General features: G+C 70.4%; 16 protein-coding genes and 2 pseudogenes. 7 read left to right on the forward strand and 11 right to left on the reverse strand.

The features are described from left to right. Nucleotides 1-220: 220 nt before the first annotated feature. The 3 genes and pseudogenes from OG422_RS00070 to OG422_RS00080 all read right to left on the reverse strand — a co-directional run. A pseudogene (locus tag OG422_RS00070) lies at nucleotides 221-1864 on the reverse strand (methylmalonyl-CoA mutase subunit beta); the annotation flags it as partial. Nucleotides 1865-2031: 167 nt separating this feature from the next. Further along, a complete protein-coding gene (locus OG422_RS00075; RefSeq protein WP_405738163.1) occupies nucleotides 2032-3204 on the reverse strand; it encodes a CaiB/BaiF CoA transferase family protein in 1173 nt (390 codons plus the stop codon). 3 nt (nucleotides 3205-3207) lie between these two features. After that, on the reverse strand, nucleotides 3208-3450 hold the full coding sequence (locus OG422_RS00080; protein ID WP_405738166.1) for a hypothetical protein: 243 nt from the start codon (nucleotides 3448-3450) through the stop codon (nucleotides 3208-3210). Nucleotides 3451-4243: 793 nt separating this feature from the next. Here OG422_RS00080 and OG422_RS00085 point away from each other — a divergent pair. Beyond that, a complete protein-coding gene (locus tag OG422_RS00085; protein WP_405738169.1) occupies nucleotides 4244-5551 on the forward strand; it encodes an MFS transporter in 1308 nt (435 codons plus the stop codon). A gap of 166 nt (nucleotides 5552-5717) precedes the next feature. On the opposite strand, the gene OG422_RS00090 is transcribed toward OG422_RS00085, so the two are convergent. Further along, the gene (locus tag OG422_RS00090; protein WP_405738172.1) at nucleotides 5718-6695 is read right to left on the reverse strand and encodes an IS630 family transposase; all 978 of its coding nucleotides are present in this window, start codon (nucleotides 6693-6695) and stop codon (nucleotides 5718-5720) included. Between the two features lie 419 nt (nucleotides 6696-7114). Between OG422_RS00090 and OG422_RS00095 the strand changes: the two genes are divergently transcribed. After that, on the forward strand, nucleotides 7115-7393 hold the full coding sequence (locus tag OG422_RS00095; protein ID WP_143944254.1) for a hypothetical protein: 279 nt from the start codon (nucleotides 7115-7117) through the stop codon (nucleotides 7391-7393). Nucleotides 7394-7926: 533 nt separating this feature from the next. On the opposite strand, the gene OG422_RS00100 is transcribed toward OG422_RS00095, so the two are convergent. The 7 genes from OG422_RS00100 to OG422_RS00130 form a co-directional block, all read right to left on the reverse strand. Further along, entirely contained in the window at nucleotides 7927-8205 is a 279-nt protein-coding gene (locus OG422_RS00100; RefSeq protein ID WP_405738176.1) for a hypothetical protein, read from the reverse strand. A gap of 1687 nt (nucleotides 8206-9892) precedes the next feature. Beyond that, complete coding sequence (locus OG422_RS00105; protein ID WP_405738179.1) at nucleotides 9893-10879, reverse strand: chitinase; 987 nt, start codon at nucleotides 10877-10879, stop codon at nucleotides 9893-9895. 290 nt (nucleotides 10880-11169) lie between these two features. Then, nucleotides 11170-11562: a helix-turn-helix domain-containing protein gene (locus tag OG422_RS00110; RefSeq protein WP_405738181.1), complete on the reverse strand. Its 393-nt coding sequence runs from the start codon at nucleotides 11560-11562 to the stop codon at nucleotides 11170-11172. Continuing rightward, nucleotides 11559-11936 carry a hypothetical protein gene (locus OG422_RS00115; RefSeq protein ID WP_405738184.1) on the reverse strand — a complete coding sequence of 126 codons (378 nt, stop codon included), beginning with the start codon at nucleotides 11934-11936 and terminating at the stop codon, nucleotides 11559-11561. The genes OG422_RS00110 and OG422_RS00115 overlap by 4 nt, the downstream gene beginning before the upstream one ends. Nucleotides 11937-12160: 224 nt before the next feature. Further along, on the reverse strand, nucleotides 12161-14218 hold the full coding sequence (locus OG422_RS00120; protein WP_405738187.1) for a phosphocholine-specific phospholipase C: 2058 nt from the start codon (nucleotides 14216-14218) through the stop codon (nucleotides 12161-12163). A 285-nt stretch (nucleotides 14219-14503) separates the two neighbouring features. Next, nucleotides 14504-15070, reverse strand: coding sequence for an SDR family oxidoreductase (locus tag OG422_RS00125; protein WP_405738190.1), 567 nt, complete (start codon nucleotides 15068-15070; stop codon nucleotides 14504-14506). A gap of 119 nt (nucleotides 15071-15189) precedes the next feature. Further along, the gene (locus OG422_RS00130; protein WP_405738193.1) at nucleotides 15190-15951 is read right to left on the reverse strand and encodes a TetR/AcrR family transcriptional regulator C-terminal domain-containing protein; all 762 of its coding nucleotides are present in this window, start codon (nucleotides 15949-15951) and stop codon (nucleotides 15190-15192) included. A 59-nt stretch (nucleotides 15952-16010) separates the two neighbouring features. Between OG422_RS00130 and OG422_RS00135 the strand changes: the two genes are divergently transcribed. The 5 genes and pseudogenes from OG422_RS00135 to OG422_RS00155 all read left to right on the forward strand — a co-directional run bounded on the left by OG422_RS00135 (nucleotide 16011) and on the right by OG422_RS00155 (nucleotide 26021). Next, nucleotides 16011-17687: a CocE/NonD family hydrolase gene (locus OG422_RS00135; RefSeq protein ID WP_405738196.1), complete on the forward strand. Its 1677-nt coding sequence runs from the start codon at nucleotides 16011-16013 to the stop codon at nucleotides 17685-17687. Between the two features lie 136 nt (nucleotides 17688-17823). Beyond that, on the forward strand, nucleotides 17824-20493 hold the full coding sequence (locus OG422_RS00140; protein ID WP_405738199.1) for an NACHT domain-containing protein: 2670 nt from the start codon (nucleotides 17824-17826) through the stop codon (nucleotides 20491-20493). A 522-nt stretch (nucleotides 20494-21015) separates the two neighbouring features. Next, nucleotides 21016-22887 carry an ABC transporter ATP-binding protein gene (locus OG422_RS00145; protein ID WP_405747577.1) on the forward strand — a complete coding sequence of 624 codons (1872 nt, stop codon included), beginning with the start codon at nucleotides 21016-21018 and terminating at the stop codon, nucleotides 22885-22887. A 208-nt stretch (nucleotides 22888-23095) separates the two neighbouring features. Next, nucleotides 23096-25162 (forward strand): annotated as a pseudogene (locus OG422_RS00150) (NUDIX domain-containing protein); the annotation flags it as partial. A gap of 40 nt (nucleotides 25163-25202) precedes the next feature. Beyond that, complete coding sequence (locus OG422_RS00155) at nucleotides 25203-26021, forward strand: SAM-dependent methyltransferase (protein ID WP_405738202.1); 819 nt, start codon at nucleotides 25203-25205, stop codon at nucleotides 26019-26021. The last annotated feature ends 37 nt before the right edge of the window (nucleotides 26022-26058 follow it).

Consider the following 26058-nt stretch of genomic DNA (forward strand, 5'->3'; position numbering starts at 1 on the left):
ACCGGCCCCGGAGACACGACGGCTGCCAATAGGGTCCGGTAGACATGGTCCAGAAGCCGCGCGCGAAGGGGTACCACCCAGCAATGGCCTGTCCCTTCCCCCTGGGAGGGACAGGCCATTGCTGCGCTCAGGGAGGGGACAGCATCACTTGGCTGACCCGATCTGCGGCGAGTGGAGCCGGTGATCGTCCAGCCGGTGTTGCGGTTGAGCGGATGGGAGTGGCCGCCCCACTGGATACGAACGCCTCGGCGGCCGTGGACGCGTCCACCGGCATCGGGGCGATGGGTTCGACGCCGCCGGCCTGGAAGAGGCTGGCGGCGAAGGCCGCCGGTGCAGTGTGCGCGGCAGCCGGACCGAGCGCGGCGAGGAAGACCCGGGGCCGGGCTCCGGTAGCCGCCAGATACCCGTCCGATCGCGCGCGCAATGCCTCGTACGCCTCATCGCGGCGGACCCGGGGCAGGCCCTGGCCGTTTTCCACGGGCGCCGGCTCCCGTTCCACGGGCTTCTCGGCCAGGTTCGGGAACTCGCTGACACCTGTGATGATTTCGTGCCGCCGGGCCAGGTTCTCACTCCGGATCTCCCAGGTGGCGGCGAGCCGGGCGCGGACCAGGCCCGAGCGCAATGCGGCCTGCTGACCGCCCGCCCGCTCCAGTTCCTGGAAGAACGCCCAAGCTGCATAGGCGAGGTCGTCCGTCAGTCGCTCCACATACCAGGAGCCGCCTGCCGGGTCGATCACCTTCGACAGATGCGACTCCTCCAGCAGCACCGACTGGGTATTACGCGCGATGCGGCGGGCGAAGGAGTCCGGCAGACCCAGCTGATGGTCGAAGGGCAACACCGTCACGGAATCGGCACCGCCGACGCCCGCGGCGAGACAGGCCACGGTCGAACGCAGCATGTTCGCCCAAGGGTCCCGCCGGGTCATCATCACCGGGGAGGTCACTGCGTGCTGGAGCTGTGCCCCGGCATCGCCGGCCGCCCCGCATGACTCGACGACTCGGGACCACAGGCGGCGTGCGGCGCGGAGTTTGGCGATGGTCAGGAACTTGTCGGCGGTGGCCGCGTAACGGAACTCCAGCTGAGTGCAGGCCGCCTCGACGCTCAGCCCGGCCTCCGTCAGGCGGCGCAGATACGCGACGCCGGTCGCCAGTGAACAGCCAAGCTCCCGGGCAGCCGAGGCCCCGGCCGAGTGGAACGCAAGCACGTCCACGGTCAGGGCCTGCAGAAATGGGTAGTCGTGGTAGCACAGCCGAGCCAGTTCGACGGCCTCCTCCATGCCGGATACCTCGTCGCCGGTGCAGGCAGACAGTCCCAGCGGGTCCGCTCCGAGATTGCCGCACGCTGCCTCTCGGGGCACCCCGCGCTCCTCGTACAACCGCAGCAATTCGCGTGCCGCCGCCTCGAATTCGTCGCCCGGGTCAAGGGCGACCGGCGCCAGTTCGAGGTGGACGCCGGTCAGGGCATCACCCAGGGCCGACACCGGCACACCGGCCGGGCCGCCAACAGCCAGCCAGCCAGCCAGCCACAGCGAAGTGACACCGTTCTCCAGATCTGCGAGCACGGCCTCGTTCGTGTGCTCCGGCTCCGGCCTGGCATGGCGCTGGCGCACGTCCCAGCCGTCGGCCCCGCTGCCCTCGGGCCTCCCGCCGCGGACATAGGGCGCGAAGCCCGGATATCCGGTGTCCAGGGCGGTGTCCCGCGGCGTGTACAGAGGGCGGACTATGAGCCCGTCCTCAAGCGTGATGGACAGCGCTTCCTCAGCCGCCGCACCCGAAACGTCCTTGCCCGACGTGCGCAGTACGCCTTCCACCATGCGCAGCCAATGCTCATGGCTCGCACCCGGGGCAGTCCGGACTCTCCCGATCGCAGGGACGGTGTCATGTCATGTGTCTTTCGTTCGTCCTGCCGGCAACCGCGGCTCGACAGGGATCGGCTGAGACTCCGCGTTCGCGGGTGGATCCGGGGTTTTGGATGACGCCTTGCGCGCGCCGGCGGAGCAGCGCTCCGTCCGCCTGCGCCGCAGTGCCGACGTCAGTCCTCTTGCTCCCGCAGCCATGCGCGAACGGTGCTGTTGTGCTCTCCCAGCCGTGGTGGTGGGGCGTGTCGGAGGCGGCCGCCGTCGTCGAAGCGGACGGCGGGCCCGGGGAGTTCGATGGTGCCGAGCGATGCGTGGTCCACCTCGATCACGAGTCCCTGCGACCGGGTCTGCGGGCAGTCGTAGACCTGGTCGAGGGTCCGGACCTCCCCGGCGGGGATCCCCGCGGAGTCCAGCCGGGCCAGCCAGTGCGCGGCCGGCCGCTGCAGCAACGTCTTCTCTATGTCCCCGACGAGGTCGTCGCGGTGGGCCACACGCTCGGCGTTGCTGGTATACCGAGGGTCTGCTGTGTCCAGCCCGACGATTTCGGCGAACGTGGCCCACTGAGCCTCGTTCGCGACTGCCACCTGGATCGCTCCGCCTTCGCAGCGGAACAGTCCGTAGGGGGCTATGGCCACGTGGTGGTTGCCGGTCGGCCGGCCCACCTCGCCGGCCACCGTGTACCGGGTTCCCTGGAAGGCGTGCACCCCCACGATCGAGGCGAGCAGGGAGGTGCGCACGACCTTGCCTCGCCCGGTGCGCTCACGCTCGTACAGGGCCGAGAGCACGCCGTACGCGCCGTTCATCCCGGCCAGTACGTCGGCGATCGGCACCCCGAGTCGGGTCGGGCTGTCCGCGTCGGGGCCGGTCAGGCTCATCAGCCCGGCCTCGCCCTGAGCGATCTGGTCGTAGCCGGGCCGTCCGCCCTGGGGGCCGTCGTGGCCGAAGCCGCTGATCGAGAGGATCACCAGTCGGGGGTTGATCTCATGGAGCCGTTCGACGGTGAAGCCGAGTCGCTCCATGACCCCGGGCCTGAAGTTCTCGACGAGGACGTCGCCGTGCCGTACCAGCTGGGTCAGCAGGTCCATGCCGTCCGGCGACTTCAGATTGACGGTGACAGATTCCTTATTGCGGTTGCAGGACAGGAAGTACGTCGACTCCGGCGAGACTTCCGGGCCCACGAACGGCGGGCCCCATCCCCGGGACTCGTCGCCCCGTCCCGGCGCCTCGACCTTGATGACCCGTGCGCCCATGTCGCCGAGCATCATCGTCGCCTGGGGCCCGGCCAGGGCGCGTGAGAGATCGACGACGACGATGTTCTCCAGCGGGCCTGCGGTGCTCTGTGCCATGCGTCAGCGCCCCAAGTCGACGGAGACGGGGGTGCGCTGCGGGTACCTGTCCGGCCTCCCCTGGAACGGGAAATCCTCGTCGATCACGATGCCCGGGAGGATTTGCGTGGCGGTGGGAGCAGCCGACGGAGCGGCAGGGGACGCGGCGGCCTGGCCGACCGCGAAGGTGCCGCGGGCCAGTCGCTCGCCCAGGGCGCTCGACACCGGTTCGGCGCCATCCGGAGGTGGGCAGGTGCGATCGGACATGCTGAATTCTCCTTGTGTCGTGCAGAGGTTGAGCCTCGGTGTGACGCGGTGAATGAGCGTGGGGAAGGTGATCAGCCCGGCCGGTGAATCAGCCCGGGTCCGGGGAGACAAGGCGAGCACTACGAGGAGCGGTACGACGGCCACGATCAAGCCGTCGTAGGCCTGCGGTCGGCGGGCGGAACACATCCCGGCCGACACCTGGTGATTCCGGTCAACGGTGCTTTCGTCATCGACACCCCGAAGTGGTCCACTCTACGGTCCACTGATCCGTAGAGTGGTCCGGAGGCTATAGGCGCGCAGCGCAGCAGGTCAAGGGGGTGCGTTGTGGCGCGACGGGAGAGCGCGAAGAACGCCTCTGCAGCCTTGGGGCCGCGGCAGAGCGCCACTCGGTCAAGGCGTCAAGCAGTCAAAGACGCGGACCCTCGAGCGGCAGCCCCCTCCCTGACCGGGCGAACCGCAGGTGGCGACAGGCGGGAACCGCGCACCCCATGACGCTCAACGACGACGCAGTGACGCCATCGAGGGCGGCGGCCTAGCACAATTCCGAGGCAACCGTTGACGCGAGCGGGGCCACCTCGCTAGGGTCCGCGGACCACAATGAAGTCAAGCGGTCCGCAATGCGGTCCAGGTTTATCGAGTGGCCCTTGTGGCGCCTCCCACCATCGCCCCACCGGCAGTCGCCCCGCATGCGGCAAGGGCTCACCAACTCTCTCCCCCCCCACTGCCTACCTGCGACGGAACGCAAGCACCGCCCCCTCCCCCGTCGCCACCTCCCGAGCCGAATCGAGGCCCCATGGCGATCAAAAAGCAAACGGCACCAGCGGCCAGACCTGCACGCATCCGCCTCACCGGCCCCCAGCGTCACGCCTTCTGGGGCTCCTTCGGCGGCTGGGCCATGGACGGCTTCAGCTGGACCATCCCCGGGCTTGTCCTGGCCCCCACGCTGACCGCCCTGCTCCCCGCCGCCGGCATCACCCCGACCCCGGAGAACATCGGCTGGTACGGGCAGATCAGCGCCGCGATCTTCCTTCTCGGCTGGGGCTGCGCTTTCATCTGGGGCCCCATCGCCGACCGGTTCGGCCGCAAGCCCGCCATGATGGCCTCCATCCTCATGTACGGCGTCTTCACCGCCCTGGCCGGCTTCGCCACCAACATGTGGGAATGGAACATATGCCGCTTCCTGGCTGCCATCGGCGTCGGCGGCGAATGGGCCATGGCCGGCACTCTGCTGGCCGAAGTCATGCCGGAGCGCGTCAGGGCACGGCTCGGCGGCGCGATGCACTCGGCCGGATACTTCGGCGTGCTCACGGTCTCGGCCGTGTACCTCCTCTTCGGTCCGGCGCTTGGCTGGCGGGGCATGTTCTTCATCGGCGGCATCCCCGCCCTGGCCATCTTCCTCATGCGCCGCACCACCCCCGAACCCGAGCGCTGGCAGGCAGACGCGTCGAGCCGGAAGGCCCGCTCCTTCTGGCAGCCCGTCGCCGAGGTGCTCTCACCGCCCTACCGCGCACGCACCATCGGCAATCTGCTGCTGCTCATGGTGTGCGTCATCGGTCTGTGGGCCGGCGCCACCTACGTGCCCACCGCCATGACCACGCTGGCGACCGAAGCCGGCTACAGCCACGACACCACGGTGCATCTGGCCAGCCTCTCGTCGATGACCGTCGCCGTGTGCACCATCGTGGGCTGCTTCGCCGTACCCCGGCTCGCCGACCGCATCGGACGGCGCGGCGCGCTCGCCTCCCTCTACGGCCTCATGATCGTCGGCACTGTTGGTGCTTACGGCATCGCCTACCCGATGCACTCCATCGGCCTGACCTTCACCTTCCTGCCGGTACTCGGTCTCGGCGGCGCCAGCTTCGCCGTCTTCACCATCTGGCTCCCCGAGCAGTACCCCACCCGGATGCGCGCCACCGCTTTCGCCCTCGCCACCACCCTCTCCCGCTGGTTCGCCGCCGCCGGCACCTTCCTCATCGGCTACGGCATCCACGCCACCGGTTCCCTCACCATCCCGCTCACCCTCACCGCCGTGGTCTTCGTCATCGGCATCGGCCTGGTACGCCTCGCCCCCGAAACCCGCGGCAATACGCTCCCCACCTGAGCCCAATGGCGTCGGGCGGCCTCGGGCGAGACCGCCCGGCTCACAGCGCTTGAGCGGCACAGGGGCAGCATGCGGGAAGTGCAGCAAGTGCCCTGTGGAGACGGGGCGACGACGTGCGCGGCCCATGCAACCCCAGACAGACATATTGATCAGAAACTCATTGGGTTCACTCGTCGAGGACGTATCGAACGTGCGGGGCTTTGAAGCAGCCGGTAACGATATGGGGCTGACGCTGCCGGCGGTGGAAGAACCTGCGAGTTTCAGTAGCAGGTTCGGCCCGATTCCTGGCCCGCTGAGCGTGGAGCAGGCTGCGTTTGAGGTCGGCGTTGACCAGCTCGTCCAGGTTCCGCTCGGGTGAGTACAAGGGCAGGAAATGCAGCTCGATCTCGTCCTGGCGATCGGCGAGCCAGGCCCGGACGGCTTTCGAGCGGTGGGCCGAGCGCCGGTCCACAATCACGTGGACCTTGTGGCCAAAATGCCCGACGAGCCGGGCAAGGAAATGGCACATGACCTTCGCGTCGAACGACTCGGTGAAGACCATGAAGCACATACGGCCGCAGATACTGATCGCAGACATCGCGTTTACGGAAAACCAGCTCCCGGTACGACGGACGACCGGCGCCCGCCCCTGCCCACCCCAGGCGCGGCCGCTGACCTGGCCCGAGCAGATGCCGACCAGGCCGGCGAAAAGGACTCCACCATTCCCTGCCTTCCCCCCGGCCCAGATAGCCGACCAGGTCTCCTCACGCCAGAGGCGGACCGCTTCCCGATCCCACTCGACGGCCCGTTTGTCTGGACGCTGGAAGGTCAGGCCCCAGCCTGTGAGGTACTCGCCCACGCCAAGCTCGGTGAAGCGGACTCGGCACAGCTTGAAAATCAGCTCGCCTATCTGCCCACGACCCCACAGCTGACCGGAAAGCCCCAGGCCGCAAGGGATGTAATCGAACACCGCCTGCCGGACAGCGACCTGCTCAACCTCAGACAGAACCTGATGTTCCCCCGCGCGACGACCTCGGGCGCCAGACAGCAACGCGCCCCCTCCACCGACCCGCCACTTGACCCACCAGTTGCCCACCACCCTGGCCGACACCTTGAACACAGCGGCGACCTCTACACGGCCCCGGCCCTCCACCAGCACAGACACCACAAGCAACCACACAGCCCCCTGCACATCCGGCGACCAGGTCCGTACATCCCCCACCAAACCACTCACACACCGTCAACAACCCCCAACCCAAAGCACTTCGGATCAATAGGTGAAAGCCCTGGGAATGCAGGAACGGACCGCGAGCCAGACGGCACCGGTGGCGCGGTACAGCAGACGACGCCTCCCCACGGACCACAGCACCGACGAGGAACGGGTTGAGCAGGGTGCCTGCTGGCAACCCGCGCGCCCTCATGCGCGAGATACGGGATTTTCCCCTTCGGCATACCGCCGCCGCTTCGGCCGGGAACGAACCAGACCCCTACGTGATGCACATCACATTCACCTGTGTCATGCAGGGAAGCGTCCCCGTCCGTGTAGAGGGTGCAAGGCAACCAACAACACGGGGAGTGAACACCATGCGTAACCGAATTACCGCCGCGCTTGTGGCGACTATCGCGCTAGCCGGGACCGTGGTCCTGGGCACCACCCAGGCGTCCGCCGCCCCCGCCCAGGCGCCTCAGCAGGCCACCCCGGCCAATGTCGCCGACGCACCCCCCGGCTGGGTGCTGCGCGACAAGTACTGGACCCACGGCGGCTGCGTGGAGGCGGGGCAGGACGGCGTCCAGCGCCACCACTGGGACGAGTTCCAGTGCGCGAACGGCAACCTTCAGTGGGTCCTGTGGACCAACCGCTGACCACCACGTCTGACCTCACCCCCGGCCCCGATTCCGGATCGAGGAACGAGGAGTGACTCGGGCGGGTCCGGAGCCTCAGCTCCGGGCCCGCCCTTCTCGGCTCACGGCTCCAGTCACGCGGCCACGCCTCACTGCTGAACGGCGCGCGTCACATCACGTCAATTCCTGGTCCCGGGACAGCCACTGGGCCGTGCGAAGCCGAGCCGACAACACGGGCGCGGCATCACCACGGCGGGCGCGGGCAGCACGTCCAGGCACAGCGGAGCCATCGGCCCGCGGCCGCGAGGCGGTGAAGCTATACGGACAACCGGATCCAGCCCGACCACAGGCGGCACGCCACTGTCCATACGGACGCGCAACGCAGCGGGATGGTGGCGATAACCGTACGGACCCACGAGCGAACAACAACGGTGCGGCACGAACCGGCACCAGCTCGGGCGGGCCGACGGTGCCGATCGTGCGGGCGCACCGGCCGGCGGCAGCGGCCGGTGCGTCCGTACTGGCGGTACGACGGCGGCATGTCCGTACGGGCGCTACGACTGCCACGGCCGCGGCACGGTGAGGCACAGCAGCAAATGGCGGCCGGACGGCGGCGACCGTGCCGCCGCACAGACGTACGGGTAGAAGCGGGGCGACAGAGCGGGCACCGTCCGTACGGACATGCGGGCAACAGCCCGCAGCGAGCGACGCGGCTCGGCCAGCGCGCGACACCGCGGGCCGAGCCGCGCGTGGGGCTGGCCCTGCTGATCACCGCAGTTGTCGTGATCGGCGCCCTGCCTCCGTTCGGTCAGCTCGGCCAGGCGTTTCCACACCGTCGCGTCGTGCCTCCTGTCCACGCCTCGGCGCGGCGGCGGGTGGTCGTCAGTGTGGGCTGTGAACCGGCCGTTGGCCGGGCCTTCGCTGTAAGCGCTCGTCTCGCTCAGAGCGGCGTTTGCGGCGAGGCAGCGGCCATCGAACGGGTCTCTTTCGCCGACGGCGGGGGGCGGAGCCGTCGGCGTTCCGCTGCTCGGCGGCCGCCGACGCCATCGCTCCGGGCCCGCTCTCGCGGGCGCCCCGCGTGGTGCGCGGCCAGCCCGCCGTGCCGGGCTGGCCGCCCTGCGGGCTGTCCCGGCAGGGTCGGGAGGCGTCGCGTGGCCGGTGCTGCCGGCGGGCGGTTCGTTCGGCGTGGCTGTTCCTCGGGCCGGCGCGGCGGTGCCCAGGGTTGTCGGCCAGGTCGGGCCGCTGCCTGTCCGTTTGGTTCCGCGGGCCCCGGCCGCGCTCGGCACCGTGTCCGGCACGATGCCGGTGCGGCGGCCACCCGGCCGGGGCCCACGTTGCTGTGCTGTCGGCCGTTGCCGCGCAGCAGCTCGCTGCCCGGCCCGAGCACCGTCGTCCGCCGTCGTGCTGTCCGCGGCTGCACGGCCTCTCGCCCGCGCGCTGTCGCCCCTGTTGCAGGGCGGTGGCCTGGGCACTGGTCCGGCCGCCGCAGGCTGGGGGGCTTGATGAGAATGCCAGTCCGTGGTCGCCTGTGCCTTGTGTGCATGGGACCGCAGCCGGGGCGTGGCCGGGTCCGCGCGGGTTCGCCGGCCCTGGCACCGGCTCGTCTGCGTCCGCTACCGCCAGGCGGTCCCGACGCCAGGTTCGACGCCTCGGTACGCACCGGGGGAGTTACCGCGTTCAGCGCCGCCCATCGCGCCCACGAGCGTCTTATTCGGCTTCCTCGTGGCCGGAGTACTTGGATGACGGCACGCGCGATCACCGCCCGTGGGTACGGCCGCCAGCGGCGCCTCACTGACCGCTGGTGATGCCGCCTGCACCGCCTCGTCATGGACAGCGCGCGCTTGGAGTGCGCCAAGATGTCTCAGTCGCTCTCTTGGTCCGTGGCCTGGTGATCTACCCGGTATCCGTCGCCTTCGCCCGCACTCTGGCAGCCCTCCCTCGCCCACGTCACACCCGCCTCACCTCCAATGCCTTCCGCGTGATCGCCATCGGTTCCAACTCGGCACGCTGACGCGCGCCACCGACGGTCCTCTGGCTGTCCACCTCGCCCATGTACGTCCCTGACCAGTACAAACAAGCGTCTGGCATAGCGGTCATCTGCAGGTATCTACAGATGTGCATCACCACCGCAACAAGCGAGATCAGTCTCATAGAGCTACGAAACCCAGGCGACAACCCGAGCGGCCAAGTCGAACACCGCCAACAGGCCCAGAATGAGGGCCACATCCCCGTCCCTCCTCCACCCTCGATTCCCCACAGCGGCGTTGAGTCCGTAGTTCGGGTACCCGAAGATTCGTGACGGTTCACCGGCACTGAATCCTTTCCCTCCCGCGTGGGCACGTAGGGGTGACGAAGGAGATGGCCGGTGGCGTGATGCGGGCAAGCCCCGCTCGTCCTGGCCTGCCCACGTCTGCTCGGCCGTGGGCACCGAGAGCGCGAAGAGATTCCGGGAGGCCGGCGAGGAAGCGCGGAGCGCGCCGCATCGCCGGCCCCAGGAGGAGTCAGGCGGACCTCTGCGGGTCAGCCGTGGTAGCGCGCCACCACCTTGGTGTAGTCGTACTGTGCCTGCTTGACCCCGCTACACGAGTCCGCGCCAAGGCCGCGGGTGCAGGAGCGGTCGCGGTTGACCGACCAGAAGGTGAACCGGGCGAGGTGGTGCCGCTGGGCGTAGCCGAGCATCGTACGGAAGTTGCGGACGCTGATGGTCTGCCCCTTCATGTCCGTCTTGCCGTTCATCGTCGAGATGCCGATGTGGCGGTAGGCGGCGTCGGATTTCAGGCCGTACGCGGCGGCGACGGCGTTCTTCAGGCCGTCGGCGGACTTCATGGTGGTGGTGCCCATGGTGTTGGGGGTGGCGAAGTTGAAGGCCATGATGTTCCATCCGGTCACCGGAAGGCGCGCCGCGCCGGCCCGCTTGATGAGGTCGCGGATGGTGAGGACGGGCCCGTCGGACCGGCCGCTGAAGGTGATGTAGACCTTCAGGGAGGGGTTGGCCGCCTTGACCTTCTTCAGCGCGTCGACGATGCGCTGGCGGACGACGGGTTTGTCGTCCTCCGTGTGCTCGATGTTGATGTCTATTGCCTTGAGCCGGTAGGCGTTGATCACCTTCTGGTAGGCGTGGGCCAGTGCGGTGGGTGTGGTGCAGGAGATGCCGAGCTTGTTGCCGCTCCACCCGCCGAAGGAGGCGACGACGTCGCCGCCTGCCGCGCGGATGTTCTTGATGGCCTTCTCCTCCGCTCCTCCCCGCAGGGGGCGGGAGCCGTCCCACTTCGGGTTGCACGTACCGCCGGAGGTGATGAACGACAGTGTGAACTGCTTGATGCCCGTGGCTTTCATGACACGGACGGGGTTCTGCGGGTGCCCCCAACCGAGGTACAGGTAGGGCGCGTTGATGCCGACGGGGAGTGTGGCGGCCTGCGCTGCCGGGGCGGCGACTGTGGACGAGGCACACAGCGCGCCCGCCGCGGTGAACGCGACCAGCGCTCGTCGCATCAGGAATCGGCTCATGAACAGTCCTTTCCAAGGGACTTGGGGACGATCTGAAATGTACTCAGTGATGCGGGCGGGTCACGGGGCGGGTCGAGGAATTCCGAGGGCTGGCGGTGGGCCGGCCACTCGGTGGTGTGCCGTGCGGGAGCGGACCGGACGCGCCGGTGTCACGACGCCGGAGGCCGTACCGTACGGTCAAGCCGCAGCGTTCACCACCGGCTGCAGCATCCACCGGCCAGCCGTGGGTGCAGGCGATGCCCGCGACGAGGGAGAGGCCGAGGCCCGCGCCTGCGCCGGGGGGCGTTCCGCTACCGCTGCGGCGGATCGGGGGCGCTGCTCTGCCAGGAGCTTTCGAAGGCGCCGTCCGGGAGTTTCCTCACCTCGGCGAGGGTGGTGTCCACGTTTCGGCGGAAGGCCGGCATGTCGGCGAGCATACGGTCCGCGTCGACCTCGACCGGCTCGCCGGAGCCGTCAAGGAAGTGGCCGAGAAGGTCGGCGTATGTGGTGCGGGTCTGTCCGGCGGGGTCACGGCCGGTTTCCCAGCCGGTGACCGTGGAGGGGCTGACGCCGAGGGTCCGGGCGACCTGCGCTTTGGAGAGTCCGGCCTGTTCGCGGAGGGTGCGGCGGGTCTCGGCGTCAGGGAGGTCGGCTTCGGGGGTGAGCGAGGCGAGGAGGGAGTCGATCGCGTCGAAGTCGCTCATCGCGGTGTTGCTTCCGTGGCGGCGCGTTTGGCGCGGCGGCGTTCGGCGAGGGCCGGGGTGACGGTTTCCTTCACCCGTTGCTCGCCCCAGCCGGTGATCTGCGCCGCGCGTCCGATACGACCGTGTGGGGGGCGTCCGGTGACGGGGTCGCGGGCAAGATAGGTACGGAGCGCAGCAGCGACGCGCTCCTCAGCTGCCTTCAGCGCCACGACCACTGCAGCAAGCTCACATTCATCATCCGCATCCGACACATCATTCATGGTGCCAGTTCCCGCTACCGTAGTCAAAACATTGACAATCACCGCTTTGAGAGCGAGGTGGCTCGCGCAGAGGCAGGCGATGGCGATGCGTGGACCGACTGACTGCCGGTACATCTGCTGACTGACGGCTCGCGGCCGCATCCGGCCCGGTCAGTCCAGCTCTCCCCTGCTCCGCCCACCCTGCGGTGCCGGTGACGCAACCGGGGTGGAGCCCTGCTCAATCCGGTGAGATGCCGCGGGAAGGGGCGGGCGCGGACGTGGTCGGTACGGGCGCTGTGCACGGCTCAGCTCCGGGACAGTTCTTTGCTCCCGTCCGCGGCGCCCCGCTCCCCTGCCGGTCAAGCGGTGATGATCGCCGGATCGCTGACGCCTGGCTCGCCGTTTTCCACATGACCGGCGAGGCGGCGCAGGAACGAGGTATCGGAGTCGGAGACGACGGACAGGTCGTACCAGCGCTTTCCGGCGCGCAGGTCCGCCGTGTGCTGGACGCTGCCGCCCGCGGGGACCGTGAGGGTCGCGGTGGTGTCGTCGTAGGCGTTGGTGAGGGTGAGGTGGCAGTCGGTGCTGCCGGGGTTGGTGAGGGTCAGAATGAGGTTCCCGGTGGACGCGTCGTGCCGGGCGGTGACTTCGGGTCCGGTGGCGGTGCCGGAGCCCTTGAAGGTGCGCAGGAAGCCGTTGGGGCCGAAGACCGAGAGGTCGTAGACGCCGTGGGAGTAGGCGGTGTTCCAGGTGTCGGAGAGTTGCTTGCCGGCGTGGGCGGTGTAGGTCCACGGCCCGTCGGTGCGGTTGCCCGCGGTGACGGTGAAGCACGCTCCGGCGTTGTCACCGGCGCTGAACGTGAGGGTGTACTTGCCGGTGTCGGGAGCGGCGGCGCCGTCCACCAGCGGGGCGTAGGGCAACGGGCGGGCCGGGCGGGAGCCGGGCTCCTGCTTGGGGAGGGCGGGGGTGGCGGGCGGGCGAGGTACGTAGCTGTCGTGACGGTCCTTGTCCGGCGGCTCATACGCGCCGGTGCCGGGCAGGGCGGCGGGGGCGGTGTCCTGGAGGGTGAAGTCGAAGGCGGAGGTCAGGTCGCCGCAGATGGCGCGCCGCCAAGGTGAGATGTTCGGTTCCTCGACGCCGAAGCGGCGTTCCATGAAGCGGATGACGGAGGTGTGGTCGAAGACCTCGGAGCAGACGTAACCCCCCGTGCTCCAAGGGGAGATGACGAGCATGGGGACACGCTGACCCAGACCGTAGGGGCCGGCGGCGTAGGCGACGTTGCCGGGGAAGTGGTCGAGGGCGGTGTCGACGGTCGAGGCGCCCTGGTCGGCGGAGGCCGGCGGGAAGGGCGGCAGGACGTGGTCGAAGTAGCCGTCGTTCTCGTCGTAGGTCAGGAACAGCGCCGTTCTGCTCCACACCTCGGGGTTGGAGGTGAGGGCGTCGAGGACCTGCGAGACGTACCAGGCGCCGTAGTTGGCGGGCCAGTTGGGGTGCTCGCAGAACGCTTCGGGGGCGGCGATCCAGGAAACCTGCGGCAGCGTTCCGGCCTGGACGTCGGCCTTGAGGCGGTCGAAGTAACCGTCGCCGTGCTTGGCGTCCGTGCCGGTGCGGGCCTTGTCGTGGAGCGGGTCGCCCGGCTGGGCGTTGCGGTATTGGGTGAAGCAGAGAAGGGAGTTGTCGCCGTAGTTGCCACGGTAGGCGTCGTCGGTCCAACCCCATCCGCCGTCGGCGTTCAGGCCGTCACCGATGTCCTGGTAGACCTTCCAGGAGATTCCGGCCTGCTCCAGGCGCTCCGGGTAGGTCGTCCAGCCGTATCCGGCTTCCTCGTTGCCGAGGACCGGGCCGCCGCCCTTGCCGTCGTTTCCGGCGTGGCCGGAGAAGAGGTAGTAGCGGTTGGGGTCGGTGGCTCCGATCATCGAGCAGTGGTAGGAGTCGCACACGGTGAAGGTGTCGGCGAGGGCGTAGTGGAAGGGGATGTCCTTCCGGGTGAGGTGGGCCATCGTTCCGGTGCCCTTGGCCGCGATCCACCGGTCGTACTTGCCGTCGTGCCAGGCCTGGTGGCCGCCCGCCCAGTCGTGGTTGAGGCCCTCGATGAACTGCATGCCGAGGTTCTCGGCGTCCGGGTGGTAGGGCAGCAGGTCCGTGGTGCCGTCGGGCTGGTGCCAGACGGGCTTGCCGCTCGGCAGCGTCACCGGGCGCGGATCGCCGAAGCCGCGTACGCCCTTCAGTGCGCCGAAGTAGTGGTCGAAGGACCTGTTCTCCTGCATCAGCACGACGATGTGCTCGACGTCCTTGAGGGTGCCGGCGCTGCGGCGGGCCGGTATGGACGCGGCGCGGGCGATGCTTCCCGACAGGGCGGACAGCGCCGCGGTCGCACCGGCTATCTGAAGGAACCTGCGGCGGTTGAGTTCTGGCATGGGCCTGTACCTCTTGGTGTGTGGGGGTGCCGTGGTCAGGCGGCGTGGTGGCAGGCGGTGCGGGGTGGAACGGACAGTGGAGTGTTCCAAGTGGAACGGGTACCGGGAAGAGGGCGGGATGCCCGCGCGGACGCCCAGGGGCGGCAGGTCCGAAGGCGGGAGGTCCGGAAGCCGGCCGTCGATGCCTGGCCGTAACGCCGTCCATACGGCGCGGCACCGGCCGGGGTGAACGACCCCGTCCGGTGACCTCAGCCCCCGTCCTGGACGGGGGGACGCAGCGGGCCGTCAGAAAGCCGGTGTGGAGATGTCCGCGGATCCCGCGTCGCCGCGTGGCGTGAGGCGGAAGTCGAACGCGAGCGTTCCAGGGTCGAGGACCGCCGCCCCGCCGTCGACGGTGAGCACCGCGCCATTGACGAAGGACGCCGCCGGAGAAAGCAGCCAGCAAATCGCTTCCGCGACTTCGCCCGGCCGTCCCATGGGAAGGGCCCTGGTCGCCTCGTCGTACGCCGACTCAACGCTGTGGTCGGCGAGTTCCGCCTCTGCGGCGAAGCGGGTCATGTGCCGGTCGGCCATCTCGGTCCGCACCCAACTGGGGCAGACCGTGTTGGCGCGCAGCCCCTGGCCTCCGTAGTCGACGGTGAGGGAACGGCACAGCTGGAGCAGGGCCGCCTTGGAGGTGGCGTACACCGCGTCGCCCGGGCCGTTGCGGAGTGCGGACACCGACGCCACGGCGACCACCGCTCCGCGCGCCCGCAGCAGGTGCGGGATCGCGGCGCGCAGGAGCAACCGGGTGGTGGCCGCGCCGATGCCCGTCCCCCCGCCCGTCACGATGACCACTCGTCTCTCCGTCATTCCCGTTCCCCCTTCTGCTCCTGCGGCCGCCGGCGCCCCGAGCGTAGACGGGCCCACGAGCTCGGCAGTGCGTCGGCGGCGATGTTGAGGCAGCGGACGATCCCGGCGAACAGGTCGGATCAACCGGCGTCCAGCCCGTCGAGCAGACGTCCCAGAAACCGGCTGAACGTCGCTTCGGCGTCAAGGGGGCGGCCCGGGGCGGAAAGGGCTTCGGCGAGTTCCGGGTGAGAGCCGTCGGCGGCGACGGCGGCGAGGTAGCGGGACTCGGCTGCGGCCCGGTCCGGGGAGTGCGCGAGGGCGGCCTGCGCGATCTCGTGGGTGACGTGACCGGCCACGAACGCGGTGAGCTGAGCGAAAACCTCCAGCTTGACCGCGCCGTCCAGGCCGGTGGGGCGCAGCGCGGCGAGTGCATGTTCCAGGAAGGCCAGGGTATTGGGGCCCGGGGTACGGCGGGTGGTGAGCGTGGCGGGCAGCCAGGGGTGGTGGAGCATATGGGTGCGTTGCAGGTGGGCGAGGGTTTTCAGGTCGGCGCGCCAGTCGCCGGTGGGCGGGGCCATGACCGTGAGTTCGCCGGCTGCGTGGTCGACCATCAGCTCCAGCAGCGTCTCCTTGTCGGGGGCGTAGCTGTAGAGCGACATGACGCCCGCTCCGACCTCGGCGGCCACCCGGCGCATCGTGACCGCATCCAGCCCTTCCGCGTCCGCCAGGGCGACGGCCGCCGCGATGATCGCCTCCCGGCTGAAGGAGGGCCTGCGGCCGCGGCGGGGTTCGGCGGGGCGTAGCCAGAGCTGTTCGGGGTCGGTGCCCGCGGGGCCGGGCTGTGCGCCGTTGAGCACGGTCTCGTCTTCCTTGCCTGGTGGGGTGGCTCTTGCGGAGGTCATCCAAGCATCCTCTATTCTCGTACAACGTACGGAATGAAGAATGAACGAAGGGGGAGACGATGTCGTCACGCATGCACGGTGCCGGGGGTGGAACGGCCTGGGTGCCGCCTGCCGGGAAGCCTCCGCTGTCCTCGCGGATGCTCAGGGCCACCTGGCGCGGTCTGCCGAAGCGGCGGTTCGAGGCCGGATGGGAGCCGGGGCTGGTGGTGCCGGGCGGCGACGGCAGTGCGTTGGTCACCGACCACTACTTCCCGCGGGCGGAGGGCGGCTTCCCCACCCTCCTGGTCCGCTCGCCCTACGGCCGGGGCCTGCCGTGGTCCCCTCTGTACGGACTGCTCCTCGCCGAACAGGGCTTCCACGTGGCGCTGCAGAGCTGCCGCGGCACCGGCGGTTCGGGCGGCACGTTCGACCTGTGGCGCAACGAGGCCGCTGACGGCCGGGCCACGGTGGACTGGCTGCGCGGGCAACCCTGGTTCAACGGAACGCTGGGGACCATCGGTCCCAGCTACCTCGGCTACGTCCAATGGGCCCTCGCCCTCGATCCACCACCGGAGCTCAAGGCCATGGTGGTGCAGGTAGGACTGCACGACCCCCATGCCCTGTTCCACACGGATGGCGCGGTGCATCTGGAGAACGCCCTCGCCGTCGGGGTCGGCATGGCCTACCAGCACCGGGGCACGGCACCGTTCCTGAGAGCCGCACTGCGCCTGCAGCGCCGCCTGGGCGACATCGTCACCGCGCGGCCCCTGCGCGGCGCATACACCTCCGCCCTGGGCGAACTTCCCTGGCTGGACGCGGCGCTGGCCCACCCCGACCCCGAAGACCCCTACTGGTACGGCGCCTCACCGGCGGAACCCGCACAACGGCTCGACGTCCCCACAGCGCTGATCACCGGATGGCACGACGGACTCGCCGACCAGACCTTCGCGCAGTACGACCGGCTCCGCCGGGCAGGCTGCGACACCGCCCTGCTCGTCGGCCCCTGGACCCACACCTCCGCCCTCCGTCAAGGCTGGCCCACCGTCTTCGCCGAAAGCCTCGCCTGGCTGCGCGCCCACCTGTGCGCCGACCGCTCCGGCCTGCGCCCCACCCCGGCACGCGTCCACATCGGCGGCCAGGACGCCTGGCGGGACCTCGCCGACTGGCCACCGCCCGCCTCCCCCACCACATGGCACCCCGCCCCGGACCAACGCCTCACCCCGCAGGCCCTCACGGGCTCCGCGCCGCTCGCGTCCTTCCGTTACGACCCGGCCGACCCCACCCCGTCCGTCGGCGGCCCGCTGCTCTCCCGCACCGCCGGTCCCCAGGACAACAGCGGCCTGGAGGCCCGGGACGACGTCCTGACGTTCACCGGACCGCCCCTCACCGAACCCGTCGACATCCTCGGCCCGGTCGTCGCGCGGCTGAGCATCTCCACGGACACCGGGTACACCGACGTCTTCACCCGCCTGTGCGACGTCAACCCACAAGGCCGCTCCGTCAACGTCTGCGACGGAATCGGCCGGGCCCGGACCACCGGACACACACCCGCGCACGTCACCGTGCCGATGAGCTCCACCGCCCACCGCTTCGCCGCCGGGCACCGCATCCGCTGGCAGATCAGCGCAGGCGCCCACCCCCGCTACGCCCGCCACCCCGGCACCGGCCACTCCCCCCTCGACGCCACCACGTTCACGCCCGTGCACGTCACGCTCCACGCGGACTCGGCGTTGACGCTCCCCTCCGGGACCACGTAGGCCGACAGTCCGCCGGAGAGAACAGCAGACGAAACGGGCCAACGGGCTCCCCCGGCCCGGAAATCCCCTTCGGAAGATCCGCCATACTCGAGCCGCACGGCCGGATGTGGTAGGGCACACGGGAGGGGACTGCCAGATGGATCCGTCGGTCATCGGGGCGCGGCTGGGGACGGCCGCGCTCCAGCCGCTGGTACGGAAGCTGCTCGTCGCGGACGGACCCGGCGCAGGCGTCGTCGAGCGCCCCGTACGGCTGACGGGGTGGCTGTCCTTCCGCGGCGAGAAGAAGCGGCTGAGCGAGAAGGATCTGCACAAGCTGGCATCGGAGCTGGTGCGGCGGGCGGTCGAGCCGCTGCCGTCCAGCGACCGGCCCGCCCCGGACGAAACGGCCTCCACCGCGCACGCCCTGGCCTTCACCCTGCATGCACTCGGCGACCTCGACATGGACGACGTACAGGCCGTCGAGCTGGGCGAGGACAAACTGGCACGGTGCCTGAAAGAAAAGGTGCCCGCGTCCATATTCCTGTTCCTGTCGCAGGACGCCGTGGTCCTGCATGACGCCGTACTGCGTGTGGCGTGCCGGCACATCCTCCACTTCTTCACCCAGCGTTCCGCGTTCGTGGCGCGCACCCTCGTGGAGCAGACACGGCGACAGGGGCTCATACGCTCCGACATGTCGACCTTGCTGGACCGCGTCCCCGGTGTCGGCTCCCGGGACGCGGATTTCGAGGCCCGGTACGCACAGCAACTCATCCGTCGGCACAGCGAGTTGACGATCTACGGGCTGGATCTGCGCCACGCCCGCGAATGGCAGCTCGATACCGCGTACATCTCCCTGGAGACCGAGACCCGGCAAGGCCCGGCGGTCCCCGTCCCCACCGAACGCATCCTCGCCGGTCGCGACCGGGTACTGCTGCGCGGCCTGGCCGGTTCCGGGAAAACCACGCTGCTGCAGTGGCTGGCCGTGTCCACCGCCCGCGAGAAACTGCCCGACGAACTCGGGGCACTTCGCGGCCGGATCCCGTTCGTGTTGCCACTGCGCACCCTGGCCCGCGGGACGCTGCCGCGCCCGGCGGAGTTCCTGTCCGCGGTGGGCTTTCCCCTGACGGAGCCCGCCGGCTGGGCGGAGCGTGTGCTCACCGCCGGTCGCGGGCTGCTGCTCGTCGACGGGGTGGACGAGGTGCCGCACGACATGCGCGAGGCCGCACGGCAGTGGCTGCACCAGTTGATCGCCTCTTTCCCGGAGAGGAATCTGTGGCTGGTGACGACGCGCCCCTCGGCGGTCCAGGACGACTGGCTCCAGACGGACACGTTCGAGGAACTGTCCCTGATGCCCATGACGGAGGAGGACATCGCCGCGTTCATCCGGCGGTGGCACGCCGCGGCCCGGGCCGGGGACGAACCGGCACAGGCCCTGCTGACAGCCGTCCGCACCAAACCGGACCTGGGCCACCTGGCCGTCAACCCTCTGATGTGCGGCCTGCTGTGCGCCCTGCACCGCGAGCGCCACGGATTCCTGCCCGAGGACCGTAAAGAGCTCTACGACGCCGCCCTGGCCATGCTGCTGGAACGCCGCGACCTCGAACGCGGGATGCACCGCCCGGGCGATCTGCGGATCGGGAAGGAACCGCAGATCGCGCTGTTGCAGCGCATCGCCCACTGGATGGTCCGCAACGACCGCTCCGAGATGGGCCGCGACGACGCCCACGCCGTCCTCGCCGAGCATCTGCCCTCGATGACGCACCTCAACGCCGATGCCGAGAGCGTGCTCCGTCATCTGCTGGACCGCAGCGGCGTCCTGCGGCAACCCACCGCCGACACGGTGGACTTCATCCATCGCACCTTCCAGGACTACCTCGCCGCCAAAGCCATCGTCGAGGCCCGCGACTTCCCCTGGTTGGAGAACAACGCCGACAACTCCCAATGGGAGGACGTCATCCGCATGGCCGTCGCCCACGGCCGCCCGGACGAACGCGCCCGCATCCTGCGCGGACTCGTCCCCGTCCTCGGCGACACGCTCCCCCACGAGGAAACCAGCCCCGGGCGACCCCAACTCCGCTTCCAACGATCACGTACGTCGGCTGCCACGAAGCCCACCAGGGGACGACGGCTACCGCTGCGTCGCGTCCTGCTCGCGCGCTCCTGCCTGGATCACGCCCCGGAGGTGGACTCGGTGCTCCAGGAGAGCATCATGCTGCTGACCCGGGACCTGCTGCCGCCGGGCAACCCCGGCGCCGCCCGGCGCCTGGCCGAGTACGGCGGGGCGAACGTGATCGCGATGCTGCCCGGCCCTGACCACCTCGACGAGGACCAGGCCGAGGCATGCGTCATCACCGCCACCCGGCTGGCGTCCAACGCCGCCATCGCCTACCTGACCGGCTTCCGGACGCACCCCTCACTGGCCGTGCGCCGCCAACTGGCCTGGTCATGGCACCGGTTCGACTGCTCCGCCTACGCCGACGAGATCATCTCCCACCTCCCGGAGGACAACGAGCTGTACTTCACCGCCGCGAGCACCGAACACCTCCGTGCGCTGCGCGCCATGGGCGGCCGTGCCCGGATCCAGATCCTCGGCACCCACCATCCCGGCGACCTCGCCTCACACCTGTCTGCGGAGCGGCTCACCCACCTGTGGCTGCGCGAGGGGTACACCACCGTCTTCCGCAGCATGAACTGGCTCGCCCGCTTCCCTCACCTGCACACCCTCGTTCTCCCGAAGCCGCCTCACCCGCTCGACGCCCACACCATCCCCGACTCCGTACAGGTCGTCTTCGCACACCGGGACGACCCGGAACCGCTGGAGCCGTAGCCGGGGCCGCAGCGGTCCCGGGCGAGGAACGGCCGCACGGGTTCCGGTCCCCCGGCCCCGGCACGCCGGCTTCGGCTCGGATCGGGACCGTCGGCGTTTCGGTCACGGCGCCGCGGAGGGCGATCCCCGTGCGGCAAGGGTCGATGTATTCGGAACGAACATCTTTTCGCTCCGTTGCGGGGTGCTGGCGACGTCCGAAACACATGTGTTCGAAGCGGCGGGGTCTCTCGTTGGACGCCGTGACAGCCCGACACCCCGCCCGGAGGACGCCATGTATCCCACTCCTCACCTCACGCACCGCCTCCCGGTGCGCGCGCTGCGGCCCGCCACGACCTCGTACGACGTCGACGGCGTCAGCACCTCACCGTGCCCGGACAGGGGGTGGACGGTATGAGTGAGCCCACCCATGATGCAGCCCACACGGTCCCGGGGCCGCGCACCGCCCCACCCGAGCCCGCCGATGCGCCGGGCGCCTCCTCCCCGGACGGACTCGGCGCGGAAGAGCCCGGACCCGAGCCGACGATGCAGTACGTGGACGTGACCGGCAGCCGGGAAGCCGCCGGGCGCTCGATCCGGATGCGTGACATGGCCCGGCGGCTGCCGCGGTTGGTGCGACGGTCGTTGGCCCTGGCCTGGCGGGTCGACCGCGCGGCGACCGTCGGTCTCCTGCTGTGCCAGGCGGTCGCCGGTGTGCTGCAGGCCCTGGGCCTGGTCGCGATCAGCGGCACCCTCACCGCCCTGCTGACCAGCGGCGATGTCTACCACCGGCTGCTCGACGCATGGCCGTCCGTGGCCCTGCTGGCGGGCGCCTCCGGTGTACGCGCCCTCCTGGGGATCACGGTCACCTGGCTCTCCTCACGGCTGCGTCCACTGATGTCGCGGGAGGCCGAGCAGATGCTGCTGGCGGGCTGCGCCGAGGTGGAGCTGTGCGCGTACGACGAACCCACCTTCAACCGCGACCGTGAGGCCGCCGACCGCGGAGCGCAGGTCACCGGCGACCTGATCGACGAGGGACAGGACCTGATCGCCTCGTCGGCCTCGTTCCTCGCCGGGGCCGTCGTCCTGGCCGGGGTGCACCCGGTACTCCTCCCGCTGCTGGTGGCGGCCAGCCTTCCGCAGGCCCTGGCGCAGGTGAGCGCCGCCCGGGTCCGTTACCTGGCGAACCTGCGGAGCAATGGCGCCAACCGCATGCTGTCCGTGCTGCGCTGGCACATCTTCACGCGGGAGGCCGCCGATCAGATCCGGGCCGGCACCATGGCCGCGTTCCTCTCCGGCCGGTACCGGGACACGGTCAGCCGGATCAACCGTGAGGACCGGATCGCGGCCGACAAAGGGGCCCGGATGTCCCTGGTCGGGGCGGTGTGCGGCGGTGTGGGATCGGCAGTCGTCTGGGCGGTGGTCGTGTTCCTGCTGGCCACCGGTCGCATCAGCGTCGGCCGCGCCGGGACCGCGGTCTTCGCGCTGCAGACGGTGGGGCAGTCGGTCCGCGGCCTGGTGAGCGTCGGCGCCCGGGCCGTACGCACCGGGCTGTACATGGACGACTGGAGCGGCTTCCTCGACAAGGCCGGAGGGTTCCGGATGCGGCGGGGCACCCACCGCGCCGGGCCGCCCGAGAAGATCGAGATCACGTCGGTCACCCACCACTACGCCGGGAAGGACCGCCCCGCGCTGTCCGACGTCTCCCTCACCCTGCGCCGGGGCGAGATCACCGCGCTGGTGGGCTTCAACGGTTCGGGGAAGTCGACGCTGTCGAAGCTGGTCAGCGGCCTGTATCTGCCCAGCTCCGGGCAGGTCCGGTGGGACGGCGTCCCCACCGCCGACGCCGATCCGCAGGCGCTGTGGCAACAGGTCGCCCTCGTACCGCAGGAGTACGCGCGGTGGCCGCTGAGCGCACGCGAGAACGTCACGTTGGGGCAGCCTGCGTCGCGTGGTGACACGGCGGTGCGTGAGGCGTGCGAGGCAGCCGGCGCCGACGAGGTCGTCGAGGCGCTCGGTTCGGGTCTGGACACTCTCCTCGCCCGCGAGTGGCTCAACGGGGAGGAGCTGAGCGGCGGTCAGTGGCAGCGCATCGCCCTCGCCCGGGCCTTCTTCCGCCGAGCGGGCCTGCTGGTCCTCGACGAGCCGACGGCCAATCTGGATCCACTGGCCGAATTCCGGATCTTCCAGCGGCTACGGTCCCTGGCCCGGCACCAGGTGGTCCTGCTGGTGACCCACCGGCTCACCAACCTGGCCGTGGCCGACCGGATCGTCGTCCTCGACGGGGGCAGAGTCGTACAGGAGGGCACGTACCGACAACTCGCCGAGGACGACGGGCTGTTCCGGGAGCTGTTGGGCTGTCAGATCACTTCCGATACGGCGTGTGGTGACGGTGATCGGTACGGGGCGCCCGCGTGAGCGGTCCCGGGGCGCCGGAGCCCGGCCCGGTCGCGGGTTGCCCGTGGCTCCGCACGCGTCGGCGTCACTGACGATTCCCTTCGTCGGCGGTCCGCCTCCGTGCGCCGCCGATGAAGGAGGGACCCGGCCCCCGCGCCGCCACACGCGCACCGCCTTGCGGCCGTCCGCCACAGTGCCGACGGCCGCCTCGACCCCATGAGGTACTGCCATGACACCCGCCCGATCCACGATCCGCGCCCTCGTCCACGCCTACCTCGCACGCCGCCCCGACGAACGTCCGGCGCTGAAAGGACTCTTGGCAGCGCTGGATGCCCAGGCGAGCGAGGCGACGCCGCCGGGCCGCCTCACCTGTAGTGCCGTGGTCATCGACCGGGCCCGGCGCGTCCTGCACCTCCGTCGCCGGTCCGACGGCGGCCGGGTGTCGCTCCCGGGCGGCCCCATGGAGCCTGACGATGCGACGCCGCTCGCCGCCGCGCTGCGGGGGCTGGGCCAGGAGACCGGGCTCCGTCCCGGCGACCTGTGCCTGACGCCGCAGCTGGGTGGCACACCGATCGACATCGGCGTGCACGGCACCGACGCCGCCGTGGCGACGGGGAGTCCCGCACCCGCCCACCGCCGCTACGACATCGACGTCACCTTCGTCCTCCAACTGGCCCACGACACCGCCCCCGAGATCGTGGTGCGTGAGGAAGAGGTCACCGGCGTGGAGTGGCGACGTTCCGACGAGGTCGGCCCGCCGACGCTGCGGGCCAAGCTGCACGGCGGTGGCGTGGACGGCCATCCGCAGCCGGTGCACTCCTCCGCCCTTCTCCATGACGGCGAGGGACGCTATCTGCTGCACCTGAGGGACAACCGCCCCGGCATCCGGCAGCCCGGCGCGTGGGGGCTGTTGGGCGGTGGCCGGGAGCCGCAGGACCGGTCGTTGCTCGACACGGTCCGGCGCGAACTGGCCGAGGAGGCACCGGGTATCGGTCCGCTCGCCCTGGAACCGTTCGCCGTGGAGAAGGTCACCGGCGCCGACGGACTGTGCGTACCCGTCCAGATCTACACGGGCCGCTGGAACGGCGACGCCGACCGCGTGGGGCTGGCCGAAGGCGTGATGCTCCGGTGGTTCACGCCAGAGGTGCTCCACCGGCTGGTGCTGACCGACTCCACGCGCGAGCTGGTGTTCCGGCACGCGGCCGAGCCCGGCACCGGCGCCCTGGCCAGGTCCGAAGCCGGTGCCGGTGCGGGTGCCTGGGTAGCCGATGCCGTACGTCTCCCGGGCGCTGAGCGGCCGGTGGGCGATTCCGTCGCGGCGACCGTTGGGCGGCTCGCCGGGCGGTTCACCGCGCACGACACCGCGCGGGGGCTCAGCGCAGTCGAGCAGTGGACGCTGCAGGTGCTGAAGATCTCGGAGGAGACCGGCGAGGCCGCCCAGGCGGTGATCGGCGCGCGCGGCACCAACCCCCGTAAGGCGACCGTCCCCTGGGAGGAGGTACACGCCGAGGTCGCGGACGTGGTCATCACCGCCCTGGTCGCGCTGAAACGGATGCGCCCCGATGACGCCGAGGATTACCTACGCCACCAACTGGCCCTCAAAACCGCGAAGTTCCTCCCCGGCCCCGCCGCCTCTCCCGAGACCGGGCCACCCAGCCCTCTCGCGACGGACCGCCCCGGAAGCCCACCCTCGGTGGCTGCCGCCCGCGAGGTGGCCGAGGAGCTGGGGCTCGTACGGCGTCCCGACAGGCTTCTGGCCACCCATTTTCTCCCGCCGGGCCACCCGGATGTCGCCCCTGACCTGCCCTTTCCCGGGGACATCCGGTACGTGTACGACGGCGGCGTCCTCACCGAGCCGGACATCGCCGCCCTGCACCTGCCCGCCGACGAACTGGCGGACTTCGTGTTCCTCGACGCCGCCGAAGCCGCGGAGCGCATGATTCCCGTGGACGCCGAGATCATGGCGGCCGCGCTGCGCGCACGGCTGTCCGGTACGACCGCGGACCTCGCATCCGGACGGCATGTGGGAGAGGCGCCGCCGCTGGATCGCCATCGGGTGCTGCCCCGGCTCCGCCCGGGGCACAGCTGGCCCTGGCACACCGGCCCGGTCCCGGCCGGGATGCCCGTGGCCCAGGTGTGGGGCTGGTTGTTCGTGCCCGACGGCCGGGTGGTGGTCGTCGTCGATCCCGAGAAGCGCTATCCGATGCTCCCCGGTGGCACGGTCGAGCCCGCCGACGTCTCCCTCGAGGCCACGCTGCGGCGCGAGGCCGCCGAAGAAGCCCGGCTGACGGTCGGCGACACCGCCCGGCTGGGCTGGGTCCACGACGCGAGTGGCGATGACCGAGGGCAATTCCGGCGTGGACCAGTCGAAGCCGAGCATCGCCCGGGTCTACGACTATCTGCTCGGCGGCAAGGACCACTACGTCGTCGACCGTGCCGTAGGAGATACGTTCAAGCACGACATGCCGGGCTCGGTGGCCATCGCGCACGCCAACCGGCAGAACCTGGTGCGTGCCGTGCGGGAGCTGGCGCTCGCCGGTATCGATCAGTTCATCGACATGGGCAGCGGACTGCCGACCGCGGACAACGTCCACCAGGTCGCGCAGCGCCAGGTCCCCGACGCCCGCGTGGTCTACATCGACAGTGACCCCATCGTGCTGGCGCACGGGCGTGCGCTGCTGGAGGACCACGCGCACACCCGTGTCCTCCAGGCGGACGTCCGCGACCCGCAGGCCATCCGGGAGCACCCGGACACCGTGGAACTGATCGACTTCGACCGGCCGGTGGCGGTGGTCCTCAGCGCGATCCTGCACCACCTCAACGACGACGAGGACCCCCGCGCCCTGGTCCGTTACTGGCAGGAGCAGGTGCCCTCCGGCAGTTACTTCTTCATCTCCCACTTCCGCAGCGGCGACAACCCGCAGACCGCCGAGGCGGAGGCGGTGCTCCAGTCGGCGTTCGGCCGTGGCCGGTGGCGTAGCGATGCGGAGATCCGGGCGCTCTTCGGCGACCTGGAGATATTGGAGCCGGGGATCGTGCCGAGTTCCCTGTGGCGCCCGGATGTGGCGTCGGACCCGCTCCACGCCGGGGCGGCGGAGGCCGAACTGACCGTCTGGGAACAGCTCATCGTCGGCGGGCTCGCGCGGAAGGCGTGACGCGGGGCGGGGCGGCGCCGGGAGGTGGTGCCGCCCC

It is taken from the genome of Streptomyces sp. NBC_01525, assembly GCF_045040405.1.
In the GTDB taxonomy this organism is placed as follows: domain Bacteria; phylum Actinomycetota; class Actinomycetes; order Streptomycetales; family Streptomycetaceae; genus Streptomyces; species Streptomyces benahoarensis.